Annotated in this window: 23 protein-coding genes and 3 tRNA genes; 11 read left to right on the forward strand and 15 right to left on the reverse strand. The window is 65.5% G+C overall.

Going from position 1 to position 25,103, the window contains the following annotated elements:
• Positions 1–2: 2 nt before the first annotated feature.
• Both AC1C2R_RS12425 and AC1C2R_RS12430 read right to left on the reverse strand, forming a co-directional pair.
• The gene (locus AC1C2R_RS12425) at positions 3–227 is read right to left on the reverse strand and encodes a hypothetical protein (protein WP_495352804.1); all 225 of its coding nucleotides are present in this window, start codon (positions 225–227) and stop codon (positions 3–5) included.
• A gap of 91 nt (positions 228–318) precedes the next feature.
• Positions 319–711: a (R)-mandelonitrile lyase gene (locus AC1C2R_RS12430; protein ID WP_495352805.1), complete on the reverse strand. Its 393-nt coding sequence runs from the start codon at positions 709–711 to the stop codon at positions 319–321.
• Positions 712–1,005: 294 nt separating this feature from the next.
• Here AC1C2R_RS12430 and AC1C2R_RS12435 point away from each other — a divergent pair, with 294 nt between their 5' ends.
• On the forward strand, positions 1,006–1,386 hold the full coding sequence (locus AC1C2R_RS12435; RefSeq protein ID WP_495352806.1) for a DUF2255 family protein: 381 nt from the start codon (positions 1,006–1,008) through the stop codon (positions 1,384–1,386).
• Between the two features lie 40 nt (positions 1,387–1,426).
• On the opposite strand, the gene AC1C2R_RS12440 is transcribed toward AC1C2R_RS12435, so the two are convergent.
• The 5 genes from AC1C2R_RS12440 to AC1C2R_RS12460 all read right to left on the reverse strand — a co-directional run bounded on the left by AC1C2R_RS12440 (position 1,427) and on the right by AC1C2R_RS12460 (position 5,802).
• Complete coding sequence (locus tag AC1C2R_RS12440) at positions 1,427–2,311, reverse strand: alpha/beta fold hydrolase (RefSeq protein WP_495380131.1); 885 nt, start codon at positions 2,309–2,311, stop codon at positions 1,427–1,429.
• Positions 2,312–2,389: 78 nt separating this feature from the next.
• Positions 2,390–3,247, reverse strand: coding sequence for a type IV toxin-antitoxin system AbiEi family antitoxin domain-containing protein (locus tag AC1C2R_RS12445; RefSeq protein ID WP_495380132.1), 858 nt, complete (start codon positions 3,245–3,247; stop codon positions 2,390–2,392).
• 72 nt (positions 3,248–3,319) lie between these two features.
• Positions 3,320–4,570 (reverse strand): type II toxin-antitoxin system HipA family toxin, encoded by a 1,251-nt coding sequence (locus tag AC1C2R_RS12450; protein ID WP_495380133.1) that lies wholly within the window; start codon positions 4,568–4,570, stop codon positions 3,320–3,322.
• Positions 4,567–4,863, reverse strand: a complete 297-nt coding sequence (locus AC1C2R_RS12455; RefSeq protein ID WP_495380134.1) for a helix-turn-helix domain-containing protein — start codon at positions 4,861–4,863, stop codon at positions 4,567–4,569. Before AC1C2R_RS12455 ends, AC1C2R_RS12450 begins: the two co-directional genes overlap by 4 nt.
• Positions 4,864–5,520: 657 nt before the next feature.
• Positions 5,521–5,802 (reverse strand): hypothetical protein, encoded by a 282-nt coding sequence (locus tag AC1C2R_RS12460; protein ID WP_495380135.1) that lies wholly within the window; start codon positions 5,800–5,802, stop codon positions 5,521–5,523.
• Positions 5,803–6,099: 297 nt separating this feature from the next.
• Between AC1C2R_RS12460 and AC1C2R_RS12465 the strand changes: the two genes are divergently transcribed.
• Complete coding sequence (locus tag AC1C2R_RS12465; protein ID WP_495380136.1) at positions 6,100–6,255, forward strand: hypothetical protein; 156 nt, start codon at positions 6,100–6,102, stop codon at positions 6,253–6,255.
• Between the two features lie 11 nt (positions 6,256–6,266).
• Here the strand turns inward: AC1C2R_RS12465 and AC1C2R_RS12470 are convergent, their stop codons facing one another.
• Positions 6,267–6,491 carry a hypothetical protein gene (locus tag AC1C2R_RS12470; protein ID WP_495380137.1) on the reverse strand — a complete coding sequence of 75 codons (225 nt, stop codon included), beginning with the start codon at positions 6,489–6,491 and terminating at the stop codon, positions 6,267–6,269.
• Between the two features lie 99 nt (positions 6,492–6,590).
• Here AC1C2R_RS12470 and AC1C2R_RS12475 point away from each other — a divergent pair, with 99 nt between their 5' ends.
• Positions 6,591–9,767, forward strand: a complete 3,177-nt coding sequence (locus AC1C2R_RS12475) for an SIR2 family protein (RefSeq protein WP_495380138.1) — start codon at positions 6,591–6,593, stop codon at positions 9,765–9,767.
• Between the two features lie 74 nt (positions 9,768–9,841).
• Here the strand turns inward: AC1C2R_RS12475 and mobF are convergent, their stop codons facing one another.
• Entirely contained in the window at positions 9,842–12,541 is a 2,700-nt protein-coding gene (gene mobF, locus AC1C2R_RS12480; protein ID WP_495380139.1) for a MobF family relaxase, read from the reverse strand.
• Between the two features lie 228 nt (positions 12,542–12,769).
• Here mobF and AC1C2R_RS12485 point away from each other — a divergent pair, with 228 nt between their 5' ends.
• Positions 12,770–13,519, forward strand: coding sequence for a hypothetical protein (locus AC1C2R_RS12485; RefSeq protein WP_495380140.1), 750 nt, complete (start codon positions 12,770–12,772; stop codon positions 13,517–13,519).
• Positions 13,520–14,091: 572 nt separating this feature from the next.
• Here AC1C2R_RS12485 and AC1C2R_RS12490 read toward each other — a convergent pair.
• Both AC1C2R_RS12490 and AC1C2R_RS12495 read right to left on the reverse strand, forming a co-directional pair.
• Positions 14,092–16,380, reverse strand: coding sequence for an AAA family ATPase (locus tag AC1C2R_RS12490; protein WP_495380141.1), 2,289 nt, complete (start codon positions 16,378–16,380; stop codon positions 14,092–14,094).
• A gap of 157 nt (positions 16,381–16,537) precedes the next feature.
• Complete coding sequence (locus tag AC1C2R_RS12495) at positions 16,538–17,227, reverse strand: hypothetical protein (protein WP_495380142.1); 690 nt, start codon at positions 17,225–17,227, stop codon at positions 16,538–16,540.
• 139 nt (positions 17,228–17,366) lie between these two features.
• On the opposite strand from AC1C2R_RS12495, the gene AC1C2R_RS12500 reads away from it, so the two are divergent.
• Both AC1C2R_RS12500 and AC1C2R_RS12505 read left to right on the forward strand, forming a co-directional pair.
• Positions 17,367–17,564, forward strand: a complete 198-nt coding sequence (locus AC1C2R_RS12500; RefSeq protein ID WP_127794348.1) for an XRE family transcriptional regulator — start codon at positions 17,367–17,369, stop codon at positions 17,562–17,564.
• Complete coding sequence (locus AC1C2R_RS12505; protein ID WP_495380143.1) at positions 17,564–18,787, forward strand: tyrosine-type recombinase/integrase; 1,224 nt, start codon at positions 17,564–17,566, stop codon at positions 18,785–18,787. The genes AC1C2R_RS12500 and AC1C2R_RS12505 overlap by 1 nt, the downstream gene beginning before the upstream one ends.
• Positions 18,788–18,839: 52 nt before the next feature.
• On the opposite strand, the gene AC1C2R_RS12510 is transcribed toward AC1C2R_RS12505, so the two are convergent.
• The 3 genes from AC1C2R_RS12510 to AC1C2R_RS12520 all read right to left on the reverse strand — a co-directional run bounded on the left by AC1C2R_RS12510 (position 18,840) and on the right by AC1C2R_RS12520 (position 19,220).
• Positions 18,840–18,912, reverse strand: a tRNA-Phe gene (locus AC1C2R_RS12510).
• 90 nt (positions 18,913–19,002) lie between these two features.
• A tRNA-Asp gene (locus tag AC1C2R_RS12515) sits at positions 19,003–19,076 on the reverse strand.
• Between the two features lie 71 nt (positions 19,077–19,147).
• Positions 19,148–19,220, reverse strand: a tRNA-Glu gene (locus tag AC1C2R_RS12520).
• A 319-nt stretch (positions 19,221–19,539) separates the two neighbouring features.
• Between AC1C2R_RS12520 and AC1C2R_RS12525 the strand changes: the two genes are divergently transcribed.
• Both AC1C2R_RS12525 and AC1C2R_RS12530 read left to right on the forward strand, forming a co-directional pair.
• Complete coding sequence (locus AC1C2R_RS12525) at positions 19,540–20,757, forward strand: peptidoglycan DD-metalloendopeptidase family protein (RefSeq protein ID WP_495380144.1); 1,218 nt, start codon at positions 19,540–19,542, stop codon at positions 20,755–20,757.
• Positions 20,750–22,030, forward strand: a complete 1,281-nt coding sequence (locus AC1C2R_RS12530) for a C40 family peptidase (protein WP_495380145.1) — start codon at positions 20,750–20,752, stop codon at positions 22,028–22,030. The genes AC1C2R_RS12525 and AC1C2R_RS12530 overlap by 8 nt, the downstream gene beginning before the upstream one ends.
• A 159-nt stretch (positions 22,031–22,189) precedes the next feature.
• Here AC1C2R_RS12530 and ppa read toward each other — a convergent pair whose 3' ends face one another.
• A complete protein-coding gene (gene ppa, locus AC1C2R_RS12535) occupies positions 22,190–22,675 on the reverse strand; it encodes an inorganic diphosphatase (RefSeq protein ID WP_495380146.1) in 486 nt (161 codons plus the stop codon).
• A gap of 106 nt (positions 22,676–22,781) precedes the next feature.
• Here ppa and tilS point away from each other — a divergent pair, with 106 nt between their 5' ends.
• Genes tilS through hpt form a run of 3 tightly spaced genes read left to right on the forward strand, consistent with a single transcriptional unit; the run spans position 22,782 to position 24,925 of the window.
• Entirely contained in the window at positions 22,782–23,858 is a 1,077-nt protein-coding gene (gene tilS / locus AC1C2R_RS12540) for a tRNA lysidine(34) synthetase TilS (RefSeq protein ID WP_495380147.1), read from the forward strand.
• Positions 23,859–23,907: 49 nt separating this feature from the next.
• Positions 23,908–24,330: a hypothetical protein gene (locus AC1C2R_RS12545; RefSeq protein WP_495380148.1), complete on the forward strand. Its 423-nt coding sequence runs from the start codon at positions 23,908–23,910 to the stop codon at positions 24,328–24,330.
• Positions 24,331–24,373: 43 nt separating this feature from the next.
• A complete protein-coding gene (hpt, locus tag AC1C2R_RS12550) occupies positions 24,374–24,925 on the forward strand; it encodes a hypoxanthine phosphoribosyltransferase (protein WP_495352826.1) in 552 nt (183 codons plus the stop codon).
• The last annotated feature ends 178 nt before the right edge of the window (positions 24,926–25,103 follow it).

The raw sequence follows: 25,103 nt of genomic DNA on the forward strand, positions 1-25,103 counted from the left end.
ACTCAATCGCGTGGCTGTTGATCTTTCACGGCCGCGACCGCCGCTTCGACGTGCTCGGCGCTCGCCGGCAGGCCGGCGTCTTCGAGGCGTTGTCGCATCATCGTGCGCAAGTCGTCGACGGCTCCGAGGCCGAGGTCGTAGCGGACCTGCGCGATGATGCCGTCACGTTTCTGGTCGTCGCTCGCGTCGTCGTGGCCGTCTTGGATCGGTTTGTTCTGCTCATCCATGCCACGATGCTCGCACCGTTGGTTCAGCCGGCCAACCCCTTGACGGGCGGGTCGAACGGGCTCGCGATCGCGCGTCGATGGTTCGCGCAGCTCAGTCGGCCCGTGCCGCGCCGTACTCCTCGTCGGTGACGTGATCGCCCCAGGTGGCGTCGTCGTCCTCCCACATCGCGAGATGGCACATGAACGAGTCGGCGGATGCCCCGTGCCAGTGCCATTCGCCCGGCGGCGTGTACACGGTGTCGCCGGGCCGCATGACGATCACGTCGCCGCCGCGGGCCTGCACGAGGCCGATGCCGTCGGTGACGTGCAAGGTCTGGCCGAGGGAGTGCGAGTGCCACGCGGTGCGGGCACCGGGCGTGAACCGCACGAGGTTCACGCGCAGTCGTGACGGCGTCTCGCCGCGGGCGATCACGTCGAAGTAGACGTCGCCAGTGAACAGCTCGGCGGGGCCCTTCGTGCTGGGAGTCTTCGGTTGGCGTTCCATGGCCCCGACGCTACGCCTGGCAGCGGTCGGCTGGGAGGCACTTGACAGTACCCGGAAGACCCGGCATTCCCTCGGGCCGGCGAGCACGCGTTCACCGGGTTACGTACCCACGAGACATCCGGTACCCACGAGACATTCGACCGCACCGTCAGCCTCGACGAGACCCCGACGGCTACCGCGCCATGGACGCCCGTGAGGCGCTCAAGGCGCTCATCGTGCAGTAAGTCCGCAGGTGGCACCCATTGCCGCCGGTCGCCGGTCCGCGCAAGAATCATCCCAGCGAGAGGACACGCAATGAGCACCTGGACCACCGACGAACTCGACCGCATCGGCCGGGCCGAAGAACTGCAGATCGCCTCCCGGCGATCCGACGGCACGCTGCGTCCGTACGTGACGATCTGGGTCGTACGCGTCGGCGATGAGATCTTCGTGCGCTCGGCGTACGGGCCGGATAATCCGTGGTTTCGCCGCGCGCAGGCGAGCGGCACCGGACGCATCCGTGCAGGCGGCGTCGAACGCGACGTGTCGTTCGCCGAGCCTGCCGCCGACATGCACGACGCGATCGACGCCGCCTACCACGCGAAATACGACCGCCACGGACCGCAGATCGTCGGCGCCGTCGTCGGCCCGCAGGTGGTCGCGACGACCTTGCGGCTGGATCCGGTCGCCGACTGACGGCGCCGACCGACGCCGCCGACCGACGGCGGCGTCGGCCCTACTGCTCCTTGGCGGGCGGATGAAGCGCGCCGCGGTGGATCTCGTACGAGCGCGAATGCCCCGGCGAGTCGGGATCGTCGACGATCGGCTGGTCGGCCATGAACAGGCGGATGAGGTGCGCGAGTTCGCCCGGATGGCTGAAGTTGATCGCATGCGCCGCGCCCTCGATCATCACCAGCAGTACGTGGTTGTCGGTGCGGCCGGCCACCTCTTTCACGCGGGCCGGACCCGGCATCAGCGGGTCCCGGTCGCCGATGACCACGAGCGTGGGAATCTGCAGCTCGAGCAACCGCTCGAGTGACGGATACCGGGTGAGGGCGCGGAACATCTTGAACGTGCTCGGCACGCCGAATCGCAGGTAATCGGGAGTGGCCACCCGCATCATCCGTGGCGGTTCGCGCGTGCCGTCACGGGTGAGCTGGCCCACCGCACGGCGCAGCGGCTGGTTGTGCAGTCCGCCCGCAGGCGAGACGAGAATGGCGCGCTCGAGGCGCTCGGGGTGGTGGTACGCGAGCTCCAAGATGACCGGGCAGCCCATCGAGTTGCCGACCAGCGTGGCCGATTCGATCTGACGGTCGTCGAGGAACCTTGCCGCGGCGTGCGCGAGATCCGGCACGTCGAGTGCGTTCGGCGCCTTCCCGCTCCGCCCGAACCCCGGGAGGTCGGGAACGAGGGTGTGGAACTCGTCCATGAGTCGCTCGGCCGTCGGCAGCAGGTACCGGCCGGAGAGGCCGAAGCCGTGCAGGTGCATCATCGCCGGAGCATCCGGCGGCACGGGCGACTCCCGATAGAAGACGTCGATGCCGTCGACGGTGGTCCATCGCTCGGCCAACCGTGACGCCGGGCGCCTGGGGCGCCGCCGCGGAGCAGTCTTCGTGCCCATGCCGATGATCATCCTCGCCGCCGACGCACTCGTCAACGACCGCCTACGCGGCACGAGATGAGGGTCCATTGGGCACGCTCACTTCGGCTGCAGGGCCCTGGCGATCGATACCGACTCGGCGGCGCGCAGTTGTTCTTCGATCTGGGAGATGGTGCTCGAATCGCCCGGTGCCGTGGGTACTGCGTTGCCGCCGCTCGTCGCGAACTCGCGTGAGTTCTCGAGATGCCGCGCGGCCACGAGACTGGCGAGCGAGGGGATCGAAGCAATCTGTTTCGCGATGTTCTCCTGGTCGATTCCTGCGATTCGCATGAGCTCTTCGAGCAGGGCCTCGCCGGCACCCTTGCGGTGTCCGTTGCGCTCGGCGAGCGGGCTCAGGATTTCAGTGAGTCGGCTCACATTCAGCAGAGACTGCCTGGCTGCATCGCGCAGTGCGTTGCTGACGTTGCTGAGGTCGTGCCGATCCTCGATGAGATCCGCGATCGTACGCTCGCGGGTCGTCGCTGGCAGGCCCTCTCGCACGGTGATGTCCTGCTCGGGGAGCGCGCGGGACCGGTATCGAACGTCTGCTCGTTGTGTCTGCCTGCGGGTCGGCGTGGTGAACTCGCTCTTCATCGCGCGTAGGTCGCCAATGCCGAGGAGTCGAGCGGCGGATTCGCCTGACACGACGACGCTCGGTGGGTGCTCGCCGATGCGTTCATGCGCGAGCTTCGAGGGCTCGGTAGCCAGCCATGCCACGCGCAGATCTTCGTACTGCCCGCCCGGTGCGCCAGCAATCCTGTAGACCCCGTGCGACAGGCGGATCAGGTCCCCGGATTCGGATAGTCGCGTGAGGTTCATGTGGCTGACATCGCGCACTCGAGCCTGCGCCGAGGTGACCATGCCCCACTGGGACTCGGCGATCTCCGCCAGCTCGCGAAACGCCAGGTGCGACTCCATACTTGGATGCTAACGTTCAAAGCGTGACTATCCCAGCGCGAAGGCTGTGATTGTTTGGGTGTGAAGACGACCTCAGGCCTCGCGGAGAGTGCGGAGCCCAGCGGTGAACGAGTCCTCGAAGCGCGCGAGTTGCGACCGGGGCACGTCGTTCCCGGTCGCGACCTCGCGCCACCTGGCGAGCGCGTCAGCTACATCGGTGAGTACGGTCCGTGCCGCGGCCGGGGGCAACCGGCAGGCGCGGGCGAGTTCGATCAGCCCGTCTGCTTCGTCGACGGGGAGGTCGGCGCCGGCGATCGTGGTCTGGCGCAACTCGGGTTCGGGGTTCGGGTTCACGTCGAAGGCCGGGCTCAGAGTCCAACCGCCTCGAGCGCGGAGGAAGCCGTGGTTGCGGAGATGGTCGTCGGTGTTGTTCAGCCCAACGCTGACGGCGACCCTGCGGAAGAGTTGGTGTGCGTCATCCGTCGCTCGAGCACTGATCTCTGCGAGGCGATCGGCGATATCGACGTAGTCAGCGTGTTCTCCGTCGCGGTGCTCGAGCATGGTCATCGCGCTCACATAGCCGATGCGGTGGTCGTTCTCGTCACGGTCGAACCGATCGAGCAGGAGCGCATGCCGGTTGTCGACTCGTACGAGACGATGGCGTGCGACCCGAACACCGGCGGCGGCCGCGAGGTCGAGCGCTGTCGCCTCCCAGGCCATGACGTCCCAGGCGTCCTCGTGGTGTGGGAACTTCGCGATCAATTGGCGACCGTCCTCGTCGAGCACCGCAGCCTTCGGCCGGGCTCCGCCGAGCGAGCCGGTTCCCGCGGCGAGAAGAGCCTTCACCGCTTCGAAGTCGTCGTCATTGTCACTTGCGGCCGCGTCCGCGGCCCGCAGGAGCTCGGGTAGGCGGATCATCCGCGGCACGCCGTGGCCGGGGTTGAGGAACGGGTCAGTCGGGCGTTCACCGGACCGATATCTGAGCGCACCTTGGCGGGTGATGTCGCTGACGCCAGCGAGGTAGTCCGCGTCGTCGAAGTCGCGTGGTCTCCGTGACTCCTGGCGGGCGAGGGCCCGCTCGCGCTTCTTGATGAGGTTGCGACCCCAACGATCCGGCGCCGAGTCCGCGAATGCGCCGGGAAGCCCAGACGTCTGCTGCGTGCCGGAGACAAGAGGGAGTGCGGGATCAAGCTGGTACGCCGTCGCGTGCTCGAGGTACGCCCGGTCGTACTGGAAGGTCGTCGAGGTAAGGTTGCCGCGGCTGCGATGGAATTGCGCGCGGCCGGCCAGCACTGTTGCGCCGTCGAGTTCGACGTGGACTTCGAGCGCATCGTAGAGCGTCATCGGATGCGCTTCCGGTCGAGTTGGCCCGCTCGGGCTCGGCCGAGGTCGGTATCGAGCGGATCCAGCGCCGTCGTGAGCGTGTCGAGAATGCCGAGGGCGCGCGCCACGCGCAGCACAACGTGGAAGCTCACGCTCGGATCGCCGTGTTCGAGCTTGCGAAGGGTGTCTCGAGTGACGTCGGCTCGGTCAGCGACCTGCGCGGCGGTGAGGCCGAGGACCTTTCGCCAGCCGACGAAGTCTTGGCCGATCTCGCGGGCGGACCTCAGGATCACCGCGGGAAGCTCGGACGCCATGGGTCTCCCTTCATATAGTGACGAGTATAGTCGTCATTATACGGGTTAATGGCGATCTTAGTTGTCATTATTTGACTCGCCACAGTGAAAGCGACCGTGCACCGAGCGCCTTCCGGACTCGACGAGCTTCGGGCGGGGCGCGTGCATCGGCATACCCGATGTCACCCTGCCGAAGTTGATGGCACAGCCTGGGCGACGGGGCGGCGGCATATCCCGCTGACACAAGAAAACCCCGGTTACCCGGGGTTTCAACGGTGGCTCCGACGGGCGTCGATCCCGTGACCTCACGATTTTCAGTGAGCCTGGGGCGTTTTCGCTCAATTCTTATGGGTATGATATCGCGCTGATCAGGGATTCTTCTGAATGGTCTCAGTTGGTTCAGTTCGTTTTCGCGCATTTAATGGCACATTAGTGGCACAAAATCCAACCGCTGAACGAAGGGTGCACGGCTTGGTGGATGGTGCTGTTCTGGGTTCCCATCGGTCCGACGAGCAACCCGCCCAGCCCACGCGAGACCCACGGCTCGACGAGGTCTTCGCGACTCAACGTCTCGCGATCGACGCTTGCAGTCGCCAAGGTCTTCTGCCAGCGCCGCGGAGGCCTGGGCAACGCCGGCTCCATTCAATGCATCAGCACCTCAGCTTTGCGTTCGAACAGTTAGTCATGACTATCGAGCGAGCGATACATCTGGGAAAATGCGTCAGATATCTCGGCGCACTCCCGTCCAAAGGACGGCCAGTCCGCCGGCCGTTGTCGCGCCAGTTCAGCGCTGAGCTCACCTGACGGGTCGTCTTCACCACCTCGGTTGTAGGCCCATGCAATGGATTCCAGGGCATCAGGGTCGGCCTCTTTGAGGGCTTGGATAGAGATTCCGCTGTCGATGATCGCGATGATGTCCGACAGTTCGGCTGCTTTATCAGTGGGTCCGTGTGTGCTCACGTTTGTCTCCGCTGGGTACGGGTCTTCGGGCGCTAGCAGCACCGACCCAGCAAGGGTAAAGCCGTAGGACGATGCTGTCTTGAACTCTATGACTGGGCAGGATGCCTCCGCTTCCCCCGGCTCGGGGGGCGGCCCTCCAGTGCACCAACCTCAGCCGTGCGCAACTCGCTAGCAGCGCCGAGAAAACTCGCGTTCGCTCATCCAAATTCCTTAGTCGTGCGTGCATAGCGAGGACAGGTCGGGCAGGCTTGGGCGTCGCAGCGCTGACTCGTGTACGGCCGGAACTAGAGTGCTGATGTGACTACCGGTGAGCTGAAGAGCGTGATGGACCGCAGCCGGGACGCATTCTGGTCTGGTGGTATCTGCAACCCGCTTGAGATCATCGAACAGTTCACATTCGTTCAGACTCTCCGCCGCACCATGGACACAGCCCTTCAGAGCGCGGCGGCCTAGCGGTGTGGATCTCAGACCTCGACGTGCCACAGGCCGTACTCGACGCCGCCGAGGCTGGCAATCTTGTCATCTTCGTCGGGGCCGGAGCCTCGCGCGCCAAGCCGTCCTCCCTGCCGGACTTCGAGCAACTCGTTCGCAACATCGGCGCGCGCGCGGGGCGCCCGCCGACAGATGGTGAGGTCCGCCAACCGGATGTCTTCCTCGGCCGCCTTGAGGATGACGGCGTCGATGTCCATCAGCTTGTTGCGAGCGACATCGACGCAGCGGGATCACAGCCAAACTTGCTCCACGAGGCAATCGTCCGCCTCGCAACGGCCGGCCCAACGCCGCGTATCGTGACCACCAACTACGACCGACACCTGAGTTCTGTCGCGGCCGCGCGATCACTCGCTCTTCAGGCCTACGAAGCTCCGGCTCTCCCGGTCGGCAATGACTTTGATGGCATCGTCTATCTTCACGGCTCGCTTAACCAACCAAGCCGCCACCTCGTGGTAACCGACAGCGACTTCGGGAAGGCATATCTGCGGGAGGCCTGGGCATCGCGCTTCCTCGACAGGATGTTCTCGACCTTCACCGTGCTCTTCATCGGCTACAGCCATGGGGATGTCGTGATGCAATACCTCGCGCGCTCGCTCGGATCCGATAACACCCGATACGTCCTCACCGCCGACGCCGCGAATGCCGAGTGGCGTCGTCTCGGTCTAACACCTATTTCGTACCCCAATGAGATCGGCGACCACTCCGCGCTTCCGACTGCTCTCGGGCGTTGGGCCGAACTGGCGACGATGGGCCAAGTTGAGCACCGGGCGCGGGTCGCCGACCTTCTATCCAACGAACCCCCGACGATCCCCGAAGAGGTCTCCTATCTCGAGGACGCGCTTCGCCACCCTGAGCGAGTCAGATACTTCGAAGAGAAGGCTAGATTCACCGACACAGATCGCAGCCTTCGGTGGTTCGGTTGGATCCAGGGGCGCGTGGCTTTCACGGACCTCTTTTCTGACGAGACCACGAGCGAGGCACCATCCCGCGTTCTCACGTCGTGGATCGTCGACGAGTACATTCTCAAAGAGGGTAGATCAGGTGCCGCGCTGCGGGCATTCCGGGAGAAATCGTGGCCGTTCGACACGTGGTACCTAATCACGGTGCGACTCTCCGGCCTCAAGGGAGAGTGCCCAAAGTGGCTGAGCCCTTGGCTTCAACTCGCTCTCCAGAAGGCTCCCAGCAGTGGCGACGACCTCCTCGACATGATGCTGGTGGAAAAAGATTGGTCCACGAACTTTGATCTCGCGCTCCTGCTCTTTCAAGACCGCACCCGTCCTCATCTGAATGCGGCGTTCGACTTCAGCGCTCACGACGCCGAGCCACGATTTGAGGTGAGCCTCTGCGGAGACGAATACTGGCTCACGGAGAGTTGGACCAAAGTATTCGTGCCAGAGCTCGGTCAACATCTGGAACAGCTCCTCGGTTTGGTCACGGAGCAGATTGCGAGCGTCTACCGAAGTCTTCGTGGTTTGGATCCCGACTACGTATTCGATCCGATCGCCTTCTCGCGTTCCGCGATTGAACCTCACGAGCAGGACGGCCACCGTGATCCGATGGATGTTCTTATCGATGCCGCGCGTGATTGCATCGAGGCTGCTCTATCGACGGAGCTGCAACTCGGCCAGAGATACCTCTCGGCATGGGCTCACTCTTCCGACACGATCCTTCGGCGCCTGTCCGTCCACGGCTGGCGTGTGCGGATTGATGTGGACTCCGATGAAAAACTCGCTTGGTTGCAGGAGCAGAATTGGCTATGGGAATCCTCGCTCCAGCACGAGGTGTTTCAGCTGCTCAGGGACAGCTTCCCGTCGGCGGGCACAGAGGCCGCGCGTTCGCTTATCGAGGTTGCACAAGCCGGTCCACCAGAGGCTGACAGTGAGGACCATGCCCAGTACCGGAGCTACAACCTTCTCGGATGGCTCGCCGAGTCTGCCCCTGATTCCTCGATCGCAAGCGCTGCCTTTGAGTCCGCTCAGGCGGCACATCCGGGGTATGGGCACAGTGAGCACCCCGATCTGACCCACTACGGCTCGTTTGGAGTCGTCGAAGACGCGCTTCCGTTCACGCCAGCTGAGTTGCACGAACTCGTTGTCCAAGATCCCGCTGAAGCACTCAATCGCCTTCGGGCGTTCAAAACCAAGAACGCGGTCAAGGGGCCGACTTGGGAAGGGGCGCTCAGGTCCTTGCTAGCTTGCGTCGTGGCTAACCCGGAGGATGGCGAGCTCATTGCTGGAGTTCTACAAGCCGGGGACCGTGACTTCAGAGCGTCGCTCATATATGGGTGGGACAGGGCTACACTCGACCGGCCACTAATCGAGCAGGCGCTCCAAATTATCGCCGGCTGGGACCGCGACGAGATTCGGAGACCCTTCTGCGACATGCTGTCGAATGGTGGAGACCCCGAACATCCCACGCCGTGGCACCAATTCGAGAAAGCCAGGGAACTCGCCTCTCACCTGTGGCCAACTTCGCCGATCGATGGCCCGGTCGTTAGCGGGAACGACCTTCTTTTGGAGGCGATTAACCACCCCGCCGGAGATCTCGCGGAGTTCTGGACGAAGGCCGTTCAGTGGGAATGGTCTGAGAATGAGTCGACCTGGACTGCCATCCCGCAGAGCATAGTCACGGAGCTCGATCGACTGGTGTCCGCCACCGATCGCAATGGCATTTTGGCCCAGGCACGTCTCTCGTCACAGTTGCACTTCTTCTTCGGAGCAGATCGGGAATGGTGCCAGGCCCGACTCCTGCCCCTTTTCGACTGGGCGACCAGCATTTCGCAAGCTACTGCCGCATGGCAAGGATTCCTCACGTGGGGTCGCTGGAACGATGGCCTGCTTAAGGCGGGATTGCTCAATGCATACATCGAAACCACTTCACACACTGACCAATTACCCGACGACCTCGTACGTCAACTTGCCGCCCACCTGACGTCGGTCGCGTTGTACGCACCCATCGCCCCAGAGACATGGCTCACCAGATTCATCGTTAACGCGCCAGCGGATCTTCGAGTCTCATGGGCGAGGTCGATGAAGTCCGCCCTCATCGACTTGGACGAAGGTGAAGTTGCTGTCCAGTGGAACCGATGGATCGAGCGCTATTGGCTGGGCCGAAATCAGTCTGTTCCGCTGCCTTTCACCCCCGCTGAGGCATCGACCACAGCCGGTTGGGTCGTTGGTCTGCCTGGAGTGAGGACCCGTGCCGTCGATCTGGTTCTTGGGTCCGACGCAGGACTCACCGAGAACCGTGGATTCCTCTACAAGCTGAGTGAATTGCACCTTGCAGCAGAAGCGGACGACTGGGCTCGACTCCTGACCCATCTCCTGAAAAACACTGTCGGTCAGCAGCCCGGAGTTGGGCACTACCTCGAGAAGATCGTTCGTCAGCTGCGCCAAGGTGTTCCCGCGCCCGACCTATCCGTGCTGGTCAACGAAGCTATGAGGCTTGGCGTTACGCACGCCGGCGACTGGTAGGCACTCGACGTCGAAGCGACACCGCCGCCAAACATCGGCCGACGAACTGCGTCTTCTGTTGGACTGAGCAGATCTCAAAGACTCAAGCCGACGTCGAGTGAGGTTCGGCTGCCCGAGTCCCGCTCGAAGCCAAACGTGTCCGGAACGCGCGCAGTCCGCGGTCGCTTTTCGCTCGTGGCGAGGCCACGCACGGCTTCCCGCGCAGCGGCCGTCGCGTTTGCAAGCCCGCGATCCGTGCGGTCGCGCTCCGTCGCCAAGACGAACTGCTCCCGTGCATCATCCGCGTCAGGTGCGACGACATGCAGGCGGTTCGAATCGCGCCCGCGCGTCATGCCCACGTAGATGCCCGCCGCATCCATAGCGTCGCTGACCACGGTGTGTGACTCGGGCACGGTAGCGCCCTGCGTCCCAAAGGCGGTCGACGCGTAGGCCAGGTGCGTGTGCTCAGCGACGTACTCCGCAGGCAGTCGCACGGAGCGTTGTCTGCGACCCGAAGAACGCTCCTTCGCCCACACCGCCCCATCGTCGCCTACGCTTTGCACGGACCACGCCTGCCGGTTCGCGACGCGTAGTGCCGAGTCGTTCTTCCGTGTCTGGATCAAATCGCCGCATCCGATGCCCTGTCCATCGGCGCCGGTCGCGAGCTCAAGGTCGTCGACCAGGCCGGCGCGCACGCGTTCATCTCGAACCCGCGCATTCAGCTCGCGCGCTTCGTCGTTCGTCGCGACGGTGACCGCGTGACCATCGCGCCACTCACGCGCGAGCGACTCCTGCAACGCATCCGGGCTCTGATGCAACACGACGAGACCGAGCGCATCCAGGCGATCGAACACCGCCTCGGCATGGTCACCGCGCCGCATTTGCACGGTGAGCGCGGCGTAGGCGGGGTCGGCGAACCGGTGCACGGTCGTCATGCTGTGCACGCGGGGGAGGAGTTGCGCCGCCATGTCGAGCACGCCTCCGCGGCCGACCGCTGCGAGTTGCGCACGATCGCCGATCAGAGCGACGGTGGCGCCGTGCTCATCGGCGACGGTCAGGAGCGCGAGCGCCGTGTCCTGGTCGAGCATCCCCGCTTCATCGACGATGACGCGCTCACCACGAGCAAGACGAGCGGATGCCGCGGGGCCGGCGTACGAGGCATCCGTATCGGGATCTGTGTCGCCGACGGCGAGCCGGGTCCAGACGCCGTCGCGGTTCCACCGCCAGCCGTGCTCGTGCACGAGCTTCGCCACGCTGTCGGTTGCAACGCCGAGTTCCTCGTGCGCAACTTCGGCGGCCTTCTTCGTCGGCGTGACCACGAGGGTCGCGCGGCCATACGCGGCGGCGGCCCCGATCGCGGCGGCGAGCATCGTCGTCTTGCCCGCGCCGGCGGCGCCCTCCACGACGACGAGCGGCTCGGTGGATGCCACGGCTGAGGCCACTCGCACCTGCGCGGCGTCGAGCCGGTGCCGGCGCGCCACGTGCGTCAGGTTCGGCGTGCGCCGACGGCCGGCGTGTGCAGCCCGTGCCGTGAGCAGGTCGCGCAGCCGGGTCTCGGCGGTGATGACGTGCAGGCTCGTGAGGTGTGCGACGTGCTCGGGATGCGGGCTGTCGGGTGGCAAGACCGAAACGCAGTCATCCGCGGCCAGCCGCGTCGTTAGCACGGTGAGCTCTTGCAGCGGTTTCGCGTCGGCGCGCACGCCTGTCTCCGTGATGATGCGCGTGACCTGCTCCTGGATGTCGTGCACCGTCCACGTCGACGCTGCAGCCGCGCAACGGTCGAGCGCATGCGATGCGACATCCCGAATACTCACGCCGTCCAGCGATGCCGACGGGTGCGCAGGAGCGCGCTCGAGGTCGGGGCGGTAGCCGGCGTCCGTAAGCTCGGCACGCCATGCCGCCTCGCTGCCGAGGGAGGCCGGTCGCTTGTGCGGTCGCTCGTGATCCCACGCCATCGAAATCAGCCGCGACATCGCGGCCGGGCCGGGCTCGTCGCCGGGATGTGTCGTCTGCCACTCCTTCTCGAACTGCGCCAGGTTGCGCGCGACCTGTTCGGCTCGCTTGCTCATCACGGCGTTGAAGCACTGAAGCTCCGTGACCTCTCCGGTCACGGTGTCGAGGGTCAGGCCGTGAGCATCGAGGACGGCTGCAAGCTGCGGATGTGCAGCGATGACGGCCGTGCCCAGCGAACGGATCGCGCCCTGCTGTCGGAACAGCGCCGCAGTATCGAGGCCGCGCCATGTTCCGGCTGCCCACACGCGCGTTCCGATCTGGAAGTGGATGTGCCTGTGCGGGTCGCCCGCGCGTGACGTCTTGTGCGAGACGGCGACCGTTTCCAACTGCACTACGCCAACGACCTGTTGCCGCCCGCGCGGGCCGACCCTCGTGACCGAGTGTTGGCCGAGCCACGAGCGAATCGCGGCGACCGCATCACGCTGCGCAGCATCGAGGGTATCGGATACCTCGGGGTGCAACGCCGCGGCGATCGACAGAGACTTCGGTGCGTTCACCACCATCTCCGCGAATCGCGGCGAACCTTGCCGGCCGTCGCCGACCTGACGTGGCGTGCCCATCGATTCGCCGGTGAGCGGGTTGACCCAGTCGACCCATTGCGCGTACTCATCAGGAGTAAGCGCGCCCTCGCCGATCAGGTCGCCGTAGCCGTCGACGACGGAGAACTCGGCCAGTGCTGTGCCGCCCTCGAGGTAGTAGTCGTCGGCGCGGGAGCGATCTGACTCGAGGTATCGGCGCGCGTCGGCCCCGGAACCCCGGTACAGGATCACTCCACCCTTCATTGCCTTCCTCCGAGCCAACTCAGGTCCTTGCAACTACCTACGGTAGCATACGTCCATTCGGAATGATCCAGGGGTCAACAAGCTGCAGATCGAAGATGGCCCTCGAGTGAGGGCTGGTCAGGAAGCAGAGATTCAATCTCGCTTGAAGGCATCGGCGCATACTGCACGCGGCGACACGGTCGGAGGCGGCATCCGTCGAGCGCCGCACCTGGCCGCTACGCTGTGCTCGTGCCTAGAGGCCTCGCACTTACTCTCAAGATCGCCCTCGCGATTGGTGTGCTGGCGCTGGTCATCTGGAACGGACTAGTTGATGAGTCCTTCATAAAGGATGATCCGGTTGCGAGGCTCTGGCTGCTTGTCGTCACCGGTTTCCTCGTCTTCGTCGACTCGTTCACGACAGCTGTGCTGAGCTTCAGGCGCGCCGGCCGCGACAAGCGGATCGCCGATATCAGGGTCGCCCTTCTACCTCTTCTGAGGCAGATCGCACGCTCGCATTCGCTCGATGTCACGATGCTTGGGGCCAGTGTGTTCCGGGTCCGCAGGCGCTGGTTCTTTTGGGCTCGCCTCAAGCGGATCGACCGCTACAGGATGTCAGATCTTCCTCAGCGCTCACGAGTAGATTGGTCGGCCGGCAAGGGCGCGATCGGGGCGGCGTGGAGAGAGCGTGACATTCAGCACGTCGACTGGCGCCCCATTCACAAGAGGTGGGGAAACGGGAAGGTTCGGACCGAGGCGGACTGGGAGAAAGTTCCCGAGGCCGACAGGAGTGGACTGGCGTTCGAAGAGTTCCGCAGCCTGGTCGACAAGTACGCCGAGATTCTGGCCATCCCTATGTTGAAGAGCAATGCGAAGTGCGTGGGAGTTGTTGCCATCGATGTTCCCATCCGCGCGAACGTGCCTAGTCTGGTTCTAGGTGACGATTCCATCGTTGAGAATGCTGCAGAAGCTACCGAAATCATTATGAACGTCGTGGCCTAGCGCTAACATGTGCTGCAAGAGGGAGGCGATCCAATGAATGGCAGTACGAAGGCGGGAGAGTCACCGCGCGAGCGGTACTACGCCGAGCTCGAAGAGCTGGAACCAGACGAGCGCCTTCAAGAGGCAATTAAGGCAGCCCGCAAGTCGGAGACGCAGCGCCGCCTCGTTGAGGCTTGGCGTAGCAGCCCACGTCACCGCACCGCTTAGAACGGGCCAATTAAGTCCTAGCCACCTGGCAGTCCGCCTCATGTTGGTGTGCCTTCCGGTGACCCATCTAGCGGGTTGCTCGATGGGTCGCACGTTCTCGTCACCCAGTCACTGCGACAGAAGGTTGGTAGGCGCTGCGTCCGGCGTCGTGTCGGCTCACCGGGACGGTTCGACGATGAACGTCGCACCGTCCCGAGGGACAGAAATGCCACCTCGGCCTTCAGAGTAGGGCGGGCAAGCAGCAGTCTGCCGTCGGATCGTCGATTCCTCTACCTTTCTGACGCCTTCCTTTGGCGACGCGACTTCTGTCACCCCCACCGCTGGCTATCGGCAACCTCTTCGTTGCCTACGCCCACATGCCTCATTTAGGAAAGCGTGAGCGGGTCTGTTCCTGTCGCCACGCACATGCGCTCGAAGTGCTCGTTGTCGACTGCGCGCAGGAACTCCATGCATCGGCGGACCTGTCCATGAACGGCGCGGGCGTCGAGTACGTCAATGCTCTCGCTGCCCTCTCCGTGCGAGAAACGATTGCAGAAGTCATACACGTCTCGATACGGCTCACCTTCCTGCGATTCCACGAGCACTTCGAGTTGTTGGAGAAAGTCGGTTCGGTGGGGCGCCTTGTAGCTGGCGAATACTTCAAGTACTCGGCGACCAGCATTCGGCAGAAGAAAGAGGCGCTCATGGTCTTCCGAATCAGCGATCCCGGCCATGAGCATTGAGAACAGGTACGCGTACTCCGACGTGTTGTTCAGCAGAACGCGTGGAAGCTTTCCGACGCGAGAACGGCGCTCGCCGCCGACGGAGCCCGCGTACATCTCAAGAAATGAGACCTTTGGAAAACGGACTTCGTCGGCGTCGCCTTTCTTGATCTGGCTCATCGACTTCCCCCAGCCGTTCTTGTGGGACTTGATAAATAGTCTCAGCAAGCTGAAATCGTGAGTCAGAATTATGTACTGGCCGAATCCCTTGAGTGTGTCAATTAGCCACTGGTGGGTGGCGAAGAGCGCCTCCCGGTCGAGCGAGCTTGACGGGTCGTCGATCACCACGATGCGCTGTGCTTTGTCACCGGCGTGAGCCTGCTCGTCTTCCAACCTCCGCAGAAAATACAGCAACGAAAGGGTAGTCCGCTCGCCGTCACTGAGGTCTGTTCCTGGCTCGTTCCCACGACGACAGGCATACGATTTGCCGTCTGCAGTGACCGCCACACTGAGATGGTCCTTGCCGTAGACGCGGGCGAGATCTCGCGTCAATGTGTCCGCCATATCCTTGGTCGTGAACTGCGCCTGACGCACCGTGTCGAGTCGCCGTTCCGCTAGTGCAGCGGATTCCTCAGCGTTTCGGCTCTTTGCGGCCAGCTCCTTTGCTTGGTCTTCAAGTCCGCGGAACGTTTCGCTTTGTGATCCAATCAGGTGGTCGAGAACCGTCTGCTTTCGTTCGGCAGTGGCCTCTGCATGGCGTCGGACCTGATCGTTGTGCTCAGTAACTACCTGGGCCAGCACAGTGGTAGACAGAACCTCGCCGATCACCGGCAAGTGAGGAGGGACAGGCCTGACGCTGGGATCTTCGATTTTGGCGTTGAGCACGTCCTCGATCGCCGCAAGTGCGTCGACGCGGGCGCCCACATCGACCTCGCTTCGCTTGAGGGCGTCCTCGTAGACGGACTGCAGCTCGCTTGCCAAGCTCGCGGAGGCTGGCAGATCCGCAAGCCATGACGCTAGTGAGCGCTTTTCTGTAGTGACCTCAGCAAGCAGCGTTTTCGCCTTGCTGCGAATCTCGAGCCAGCTCTCGTCGAAATGCCGAGCTAGCAGATCCCGTCGGTCGCTGCTTATCTCCTGAGCGCAGAACAGGCAATGGTCGAGTTTCTCGTGCAGATGGAGTCCTTGCTCGACCCATAATTGAGCCGACGGATTGCCCTCTAGCGCTTTTATGGCTAGGCGGGTGGGCGTCTCGGTCAGCAGTTCGGGCAGGCGATCTAGCCTGGCGGCGACGCCGAACGGCGGTGCCGTCACCTCGGGGACTGTCGACGGGACGACCTCGCCAAGTCGCTTCAACGCCTCGGCGTGCGCGTTACTATCCGGGAACTCGCCTTTGTACTTGCGCAGCTCATCCTGCACCTTGGGTACCGAGTAGCGGTTCTTCGTGAAGTGGCTGTAATCGAACTCCTTGAGCTCGGACACAATGCGGTCCTGAAGGTCTCGGGCAAGCTTCCCGACCTTGTCATCAGCAGCTTTCTGCTGTCTAGCCGATTCCTTGGCCTCGTCCCGCAGCTTGCCGATCTCTTCGACGAGTCGATCTTCTTCCTCCTTGGCCTCGATCGCCTCTTTGCCCAGCGTCACGATCGCAGACGCGCCAGCGCCGTCAAGAAAGGCCGACAAATTCGCCTCGACCCATTTGCGAGTGAATACCGCCATGGATTCCGAAGGACTCGCGCCGCCCTTGCTGATGTTCGAGCGATGCTTCTGTTCGTCTTCCCACACGATGCCTGTGGCGCCGTTGCCATCGGCGAGGCTAAGAAGCAGCTCGGATAGCGTCGATTTGCCGCTGCCGTTGTGGCCATAAACCACTGTGCGGCAACCCGACGGCAGATCATCAGGCCAGAAGCCCTGGTCTAGCGACCTCCATGGGCCTTTGAGGTCAATTCGGCGAAGCATATTCAGACCTTAGTGGTGACGCTCAATACTCCAGGAGGAAGCAGGCCACGCATTAGTGTTGCGCTGTACTACCTCGATCGTGCCTCACCAGCACAGAGGGGCGCAGCAACGCGTAGTTCGGTCGTTGCGTATTTCACATCGCTGACCCCCGTGGTCATCACCCCGCCCGGCCACGCCGCCCAGGCGGCAGCAACCCGCGCTCGCGGGCCTTCGTGACCCAGCCCTGCGCCGTCGATAACGCCACGGCATTGACCTCCGCCATCGTTGCGCTCGGATTCGCATCACCCTGCTGCGTGAGCCGGCCGTGCTGCAGCGCCACCAGCTCGTAGAAGTCGGGCACCTTCTTCGGGTCGCCGAGTGGCTTGAGCAGGTCTCGCTCACTGACCTTCCGCCCTGAGGGCAGCACGATCTTGCCGCCGGTGATGGTCTCCGTGCGCTTCATCGCGAAGAGACGCTTGTTGATCGCCGCCTCGATGCGAGCCGTCGGCAGCTCTCGGAGGAGCTGGCTCGTGATCGGGTCGCCCGGCCGCCAGGGCAGGTAGATGACGCCGGTGATGCGGACCTCCTCGGGCACGGCGAAGAGCTGACGCTGCAGCCGGATCATCACGCGAGTGTGGGTGGCCTCGTGCTCGAGGTAGCGCCAGCGTCCGCCGGTGGTCTCGTTCTGCTCGGAGTCCGCCGGTGCGCTTTGCTCGGCGTATCCGAGCACCGAGTCGATCTGCTCGCTTGCGTCGTCGTCGCGCTCGCCGGGGAAGCGGCTGGGCAGGTACCACCCCTCCGGCAGGTCGTCTGCGACGAGCAGGCCGTCGTACGACTGGTCACCGGGGCGGGGCGTCGAGGCGGGCATGCGTCGAGTCTAGCCACTCAACTCAGGTGCTTGCCGAAACCCGCGAAGTGGTGGTAATCTCAGGTACTTGCAAATAGCCGCGCGTGGGTCGGCATGCACGAGATGCCAACCGGCGGCCGATGGGTCGAGGGGGAGCGTCATGGCCGACACCGCGTGGAGGGTCGAGTACCTGAGTCGAGTCGAGGCGGCCGAGCGGTGTCGCATCCCGGTCTCGAGCTTCGACAAGCTGCGCCACGACGGGCTCATCCCCGAGCCCGACGCACGCATGGGCAAGCACCTGCTCTGGAGCGCCGACACGATCGACGAGCTGCTCGCGCGGGGTGGAACGGAACACTGATGGCCGGGCGGCCGACCAAGGACACCCCGTCGCGCGTCGATCCGCGCTCGGGCCGGCCGCTGCCCGAGGGCATCCGCTGGCGCGCCGACCGCCAGCGGTACCAGATCCGCGTCGTCGGCCCGAGCGTCGAGGGCGGTGCCGCTGAGCGCTCGCGCACGTTCCTCACCCTTGCCGAGGCCAAACGCGAGCTGGCGAGGATGGTCGCCGGCCGCAACCCGAACGGATCGATGACCCTCGAGCAGTGGCACGAGAAGTACTGGCCGGCGATCGAGTCATCCGTTCGTCCGGCGACCGCGCGCAGCTACAGTGTGGGCTGGCGGCTCCGCGTGAAGCCCAGCTTGGGTCGGCACCGGCTCGAAGAGATCACCTCGCCGATGATCGAGTCCGCGATGGTCGCGTGGCCCGGCGGGGCATCCGCCAAGAACGATGCGCTCGCGGTGCTCTCGCGCTTGCTCGACGGTGCCCGCCGCTCGCGCTTTATCGACTACAACCCGGCGCGTGAGGTCAAACGGCCGAGCATGCGCGAGTCCATCTCGCCGGTCTCGCGGGCGCTCACGTTCGAGCAGATCGACGCCATGCTCGAACTCATTCCCGACGGCGTCTACCGTCGCTACTTCGCCGCACTCGTCTACACCGGCATGCGGGCAGGCGAGGCGACAGCGCTGCGGGTCGGCGACGTCGACTTCGGGCGCGGCATCATCCGAGTCAGCCGGTCGCTGAGTCCAGGCCAGCATGGCGAGCTCATCGAGCAGTCGCCGAAGAGTCACAAGTCCCGTGACGTTCCGCTGATCGATGCCTTGCGCCCGTATGCCGAGGCGGCCGCTCGCGGCAAGCGAGGGAGCGACCTGATCTTCGACGGCGCCGACGGTGGGCGCCTCACGAACCACAACGCGCGCCGAGGCGTCGGCTGGGAGTCGCTTCGCGAAGCGATCGGCCGACCCGACCTGCGCATCCACGACCTGCGGCACACGTTCGCGACGATCCTGTTCGACGCCGGCGCCAACGCGCCCGACGTGCAGGCCACGCTCGGGCACTCGAGCCTGCAGGTCACCGAGCGTTACTCGCGTGCCCGCGAGGGTGTTGCGCTCCGAACCGGGGCGGCCCTGAATGACGCGATGAAGCACGCCGACGAGACGCCCGCATCCGAACCGGATTTGGCACAACGGAGAACCCGGCGCGACGTTAATGGCACATTAATGGCACAGTCTCATCGGCGACCTTGAGGAATTTCCCGCTGGAACAAGAAAACCCCCGGTCTCCCGGGGGTTTTGTCTGTGGCTCCGACGGGCGTCGATCCCGTGACCTCACGATTTTCAGTCGTGCGCTCTACCAACTGAGCTACAGAGCCTCGGGGCCATCCGCCCGATTCTCACCGGACCTACTGCCTCGAGAAGGCGAAAGCCCCTTCTCTCGAAAGGGAAAGGGCTTGTCGCCTGAGCGACCCTGACGGGACTTGAACCCGCGACCTCCGCCGTGACAGGGCGGCACGCTAACCAACTGCGCTACAGGGCCTCGTGGTGTCTTGCAACACCGTGGTGTCTTTTCGACACCGAGTTATTCGATTATATGTGCTTGTCGTGCAGTGACCCCAACGGGATTCGAACCCGTGCTGCCGCCGTGAAAGGGCGGTGTCCTAGGCCACTAAACGATGGGGCCGGAGGGCAGTGCTGGGCACGCCCGCCGACAGCCAAGCATACGTGCACTCACGCGAGATGGCAAAACGAGGGGCGCGGATGCCGCGGGGCTCGCCACGCGGCATCCGCCACACGCGCCCCAAATGCCCGGAAAGCGCCGATCCCGCCCCTATCGTTGGGCTGCCAGTGCCCGAACCGAGAGTGATGAGCGCGGGGACCCGAGCCCGCGTGGACGGGGAAAGATGTATCGCAGCACAGACCGACAGCCGACCGCTCGAGCTGGAATGAGCCTGAATCGAGGCGCCGCGACGGGATCGCGCCGCCAGCGTACTTCGCGTCGCTTGGGCGCCATCGTCGCGATCGCTGCGGCAGCATTGCTCGGCCCCGTCATCGCGGCGCCGCAGTCCGCGACCGCCGCCACCTATCCGAGTTGGGACGACCTGCAGGCCGCGAAGGCGAACACCGCCGCGGGCGCCGCGGCCGTCGATCAGGTCATCGCCCTCATCGCGCAGCTCGAGACGAATGTCGAGGTGACTCGCGCTGAGGCCGAGCGCCGCACCGACGAGCTCTTCGTCGCCCAGCAGAAGTACGACGAGGCGGTGACGCGCGCCGACCAGATCCAGGCTCAGGCCGACGCATCGGCGGCTGAGGCCGCCGCAGCCGAGTCGAACGCGGGTCAGGTCGCCGCGCAGCTCTACCGTTCGGGCGGCAGCGATGTCGGCGTGAATCTCTTCCTCGACGCCGGCGACGAGCAGGCGACCGACGCCCTGCTCTCGAAGCTCGGCAGCATGGAGAAGATGGTCGAGCGCACCTCGAGCATCTACGACCGTGCTCAAGAGAAGAAGAACACCGCGCTCGCGCTCAGCGACCAAGCCGAGGTGGCACAGGCCGAGCGCGAGAAGCTGCGCATCGCCGCCGAAGCCGCCCTCGTGGCCGCGCAAGAAGCACAAGCGGCCGCCGAGGCCGCGCTCGCCGAATCGCAATCGAAGAAGATCGAGCTGGAGGCGCAGCTGGCGTTCCTCAAAGACGCCGAGGCGAAGACCACGGCGGCGTACCAGGAGGGTGAGCGCATCCGCCAGGAGGAAGAACGGAAGCGCCGCGAAGAGGCAGCCCGCACCGGTTCGCCCGGTGCTGTCGCGGCCTCGGGATGGGCCAAGCCCGCCGCCGGACGGATCACCGGCGACTACGGCCCCCGCGCCCCGATCTGCAGTGGCGGCTGTTCAGGTAGCTTCCACTATGCCGTCGACCTCGGCACCGGCTGCGGTGCGCCGATCTACGCGGCGAACAGCGGCGTCGTCAGCTTCTCTGGAAGCTCGGGCACGTACGGCAACTTCATCAAGATCGACCATGGCGGGGGCGTCTCGACGGGATACGCCCACATCGTCGACGGCGGCCGACTCGTCGGCGCGGGCGAGTGGGTGAGCGCCGGCCAGCACATCGCGTGGAGCGGCACCACCGGGGCATCCGATGGCTGCCATTTGCACTTCGAGGTCTGGATCGGCGGCACCCGCATCGACCCGCTTCCCTTCATGGCCGATCGGGGGATCCGTCTTGGCTGAGAATCGAACGAGGCCCGTGTCGCGGGTGAAGCCGGCGACGGTCTTCTCGACGGTCGCGGTCGGCGCCGTCACCGCGTCGGTCGTTGCGGCGGGCGGCCCGGCCATGGCTGAGCCCGACTATCCGTCGTGGAGCGAGATCGAACAGGCGAAGACCAACGAGGCGACCAAGCAGGCAGAGATCGAGCGGGTCGGCGAGCTGCTCGCGGGCTTGCAACAGGCGGCGGATGTCGCGGTGCAGGCCTCGCAGATCGCGGCCGAGTCGTACCGCATCGCCGTCGACGCGCGCGATCGGGCGGCCGAACGCGAGAGCACCCTCGCGCGACAGGCCGACGAGGCCGACGCGGTCGCCGAGATCTCGAAGATGCGCGCCGGGCTCCTCGCCGCGCATCTTGCGAAGACCGCCGGCAATGACTTGAGCGCCGAACTCGTCTTCTCGGGCGAGAACGCCGACGGGCTGCTGAAGCAGCTCGGCATGGCCTCCAAGCTCGGCGAGCAGTCGCAGGCCGTCTACGAGCAGGCGGTCGCCGACCGCAACACCGCCGACGCGCTGCGCGCCCAGGCAGCGGCAGCAGCTGCCGAACGCACCCGCCTCGCCGCACTCGCCGAGGCGAAAGCGACGGAGGCGAATGCCGCAGCGGAAGCCGCACTCTCGGCCGTCACGGCGCAGGAACAGCGTTCGGTCGAGCTCTACGCCCAGCTCGCGACGCTGAAGAACACGACCGCCGAGCTTGAACGTGAACGGGTCGAAGGTCAGGCACAGGCGGCGGCAGCTGCAGCGCTCGCCGAAGCCACTCGACCGGCCCCCGCGCCTGCGCCTGCGCCGGCGCCCGGTGGCGGAGGCGGAGGCGGTGGTAACGGCGGAGGCACTCCGGCGCCGAACCCCGACCCTGCCCCGCCGAACGCGGGTGCCGTCGAGACGGCGATCTGGTTCGCGAGCCAGCAACTCGGCGAGCCCTACCGGCTCGGCGGCGCAGGTCCAGACTCGTGGGACTGCTCGGGCCTCACGCGAGCCGCGTACGCTGCGGCGGGCATCGGCATCGGCACGCATTCGGCGACGAACCAGTACCACACGCTCGCGGATCGCGGCAAGGCGGTCTCACTCGGCAGCGCGCAGCGCGGCGACCTGTTGTTCTGGGGTTCGCCCGGCAACTACTACCACGTCGCGATCTACCTCGGCGGCGGGCGCATTCTCGAGGCGCCCGACTACGGCAAGCCCGTGCGCGAGTGGCCCATCTGGGGCAGCCCGTCGGCGGCCGCGCGCCCCGCGAGCTGATTCCGATGTGCGCGCTGAGCCGGCCCACGCCAGCGAAGTGCGTCGTGCTCGCTCGCTCGTCACGACGGTTGGGAGGACTTCGTCGGCCCGCCCCTGCTGTCTCAGTCGCACCGAACGGATGTCGCGAGCTCGCGACATCCGTTCGGGCTCAAGCCCTGGTCAGTGACCCGGGAACTTGTCGATCGCCTTCTGGATGAGCGCCTCGGCCTCGGCCGCATCGGCCCAGCCCTCGGTCTTGACCCACTTGCCGGGCTCGAGGTCTTTGTAGTGCTCGAAGAAGTGCTCGATCTCTTTGCGGGTGAACTCGGGGATGTCGTGCAGGTCCTGGATGTGGTTCCAGCGCGGGTCGCCTGCGGGCACCGCGATGACCTTCGCGTCGCCGCCGCCGTCGTCGGTCATGTTGAACACGCCCACCGGGCGCACCTTCACGCCGACGCCCGGGAACAGCGGGTAGTCGAGCAGCACGAGCACGTCGAGCGGGTCGCCGTCGTCGCCGAGGGTGTTCTCGAAGAAGCCGTAGTCGGTCGGGTAGACGAACGTCGTGTAGAGCACGCGGTCGAGAAAGACCCGGCCGGTCTCGTGGTCGACCTCGTACTTGTTGCGGCTCCCCTTGGGGATCTCGATGATGGCGGCGTACTCGCCCATGCTGGTTCTCCTTGTATCGGAAGCACTTCTGGAAGCACTCTCTGGAAGCTCGGCCCCGGGCCGGCCCGTTCAGGAGCGGCCGCGATCGGCGGAATAAGGTTACTTGATGCCTCCTGACCAGCCGACGGCTCCCTCTGAGCCCGCCGAAGTGCCCGCGACCCCGCACCGGCCGCGACTGACACCGCCGATCGCCGACGTGCGCCGCGCAGTGCGCGGCGTGCTGCCCGACGTTGGTCGAGTAGCGCCGCCGCAGGCGACGCGTATCGAGACTCCTGTGACGAATCCACTCGTGCTCGTCGCCCTCTCCGGCGGCGCCGATTCGCTCGCGCTCGCCGCGGCGACGGCGTTCGAGGCGCCGCGCGCCGGACTCCGCGCGGGCGCCGTCATCGTCGACCACGGACTGCAGGCGGGGTCTGCGGATGTCGCGGCCGCCGCAGCGGGGACCGCGCGCGAGCTCGGGCTCGACCCCGTCATCGTGCGCCGCGTCGAGGTGACGGGCGAGGGCGGGCCCGAGGCATCCGCTCGTTCAGTGCGTTATGCCGCTCTCGATGCCGCCGCCGCCGAGACCGACGCGGCGCTCGTGTTGCTCGGGCACACCCTCGACGACCAGGCCGAGACGGTGCTGCTCGGCCTCGCCCGCGGCTCGGGCGCCGCGAGCCTCTCTGGCATGCCGGCGCGTGCCGGTCGCTACGCCCGGCCGCTCCTCGGCATCCGCCGTGCGACGACGCGGCAGGCCTGCCTCGACGCGGGGCTCACCCCATGGGACGACCCGCACAACACCGACCACTCTTATGCGCGCGTGCGCGTGCGCGAACGAGTGCTGCCCGTGCTCGAGGCCGAACTCGGCCCGGGCATCGCCGAGGCGCTCGTGCGCACCGCCGAGCAATTGCGTGAAGACGAGGCGGCGTTCGCTGAGCAGATCGAGGAGTTCATCGAGGAGATCTGCGAACCCGCCGAGGCCGGCATCGCGGTGTCGGTCGGCGCCCTCGCGTCGAACCCGGCGGCGCTGCGCCAGCGCATCATCAGGCACGTCGTCGGCAGCGAGTTCGGCGTCTCGCTCTCGCGCGCCCAGACCCTCGAGGTCGCGCGCCTCGTCACCGACTGGCACGGCCAGGGCCCGATCGACCTGCAGGGCGTGCAGGCTTCGCGCATCGGCGAGTTGTTGGTGTTCACCGCGGCCTGAGTTGCTCCCGCGCCTTGCGCGCGGGTTCCGGGCGTGCCAACGTCGGGCCATGGAACGGCCTTCCGTGCGGCGATGGCCCGCCGCGATCCTGGCATCAGCGGTGATCGCCTGGCTCGGCATGTTCGTGCACAACGTCGCTGATCTCCCGGGGCAGACGATCCTCAGCGCCGAGACCCTCGTGCCGACGCTCGTCACGCTCGTACTGGCCGGATGCTGGTTCGTGCGCCCCATCAGGCGGGTCGCGACGTGGGCGCTCCTCGTCTGGGGCTGGCTCTCGCTCATCGGCGGCATCCTCACCGTGCTCCCGCTCGGGTTCTTGCCGTTCCAGCCGGCGCAGACCATCGCGCACTACGGATTCCATGTCGTCTACGCCGCCACCCAGGTGCCGTTGATCGTCATCACGACGCTCTGGCTGCGGGACGCGCGACGTGCAACCGGAACCGGCGCGGCAGCCGCAGGAGGCGACCGGTAGGCTCGTCACATCCGTTCGCCGAACAACGAGGAGCAGACCGGAAATGTACGCGCGCGAGATCGAGGCCGACCTCACCGAGGTGCTCGTCACCGAAGCCGAGATCCACGAAAAGCTCGCCGAGCTCGCCCGCCGCATCGAGGCAGACTACGAGGGCCGAGACGTGCTGCTCGTCGGCGTGTTGAAGGGCGCCGTCATGGTCATGGCCGACCTCGCGCGCGAGTTGCGCCCGCACGTGAAGATGGACTGGATGGCCGTCTCCTCCTACGGAGCGGGCACGCAGTCCTCGGGCGTCGTGCGCATCGTGAAAGACCTCGACACCGACCTCACCGGCAAGCACGTCGTCATCGTCGAAGACATCATCGACTCGGGCCTCACGCTCAGCTGGCTGCTCGGCAACCTCGAATCGCGCGGCGCCGAGTCGGTCGAGATCTGCGCGCTGCTGCGCAAGCCCGACGCCGCGAAGGTCGACGTGACGGTCAAGTACCTCGGCTTCGACATCCCGAACCAGTTCGTCGTCGGCTATGGCCTCGACTACGCCGAGCAGTACCGCAACCTCCGCGACGTCGCGATCCTCGCACCGCACGTCTACAGCTGAACCCACAGCGGCTGCGCTCGTTGGTTCGCTGCGGCCTGCTTCGCAGCCCACAGCGGCTGCGCTCGTGGGTTCGCTGCGGCCTGCTTCGCAGCCCACAGCGGCTGCGCTCGTTGGTTCGCTGCTGCCTGCTTCGCAGCCCACAGCGAACACGCAGCCGACCTGCAGCATCGCCGCGGTA

The organism is Agromyces sp. Y182, assembly GCF_059445385.1.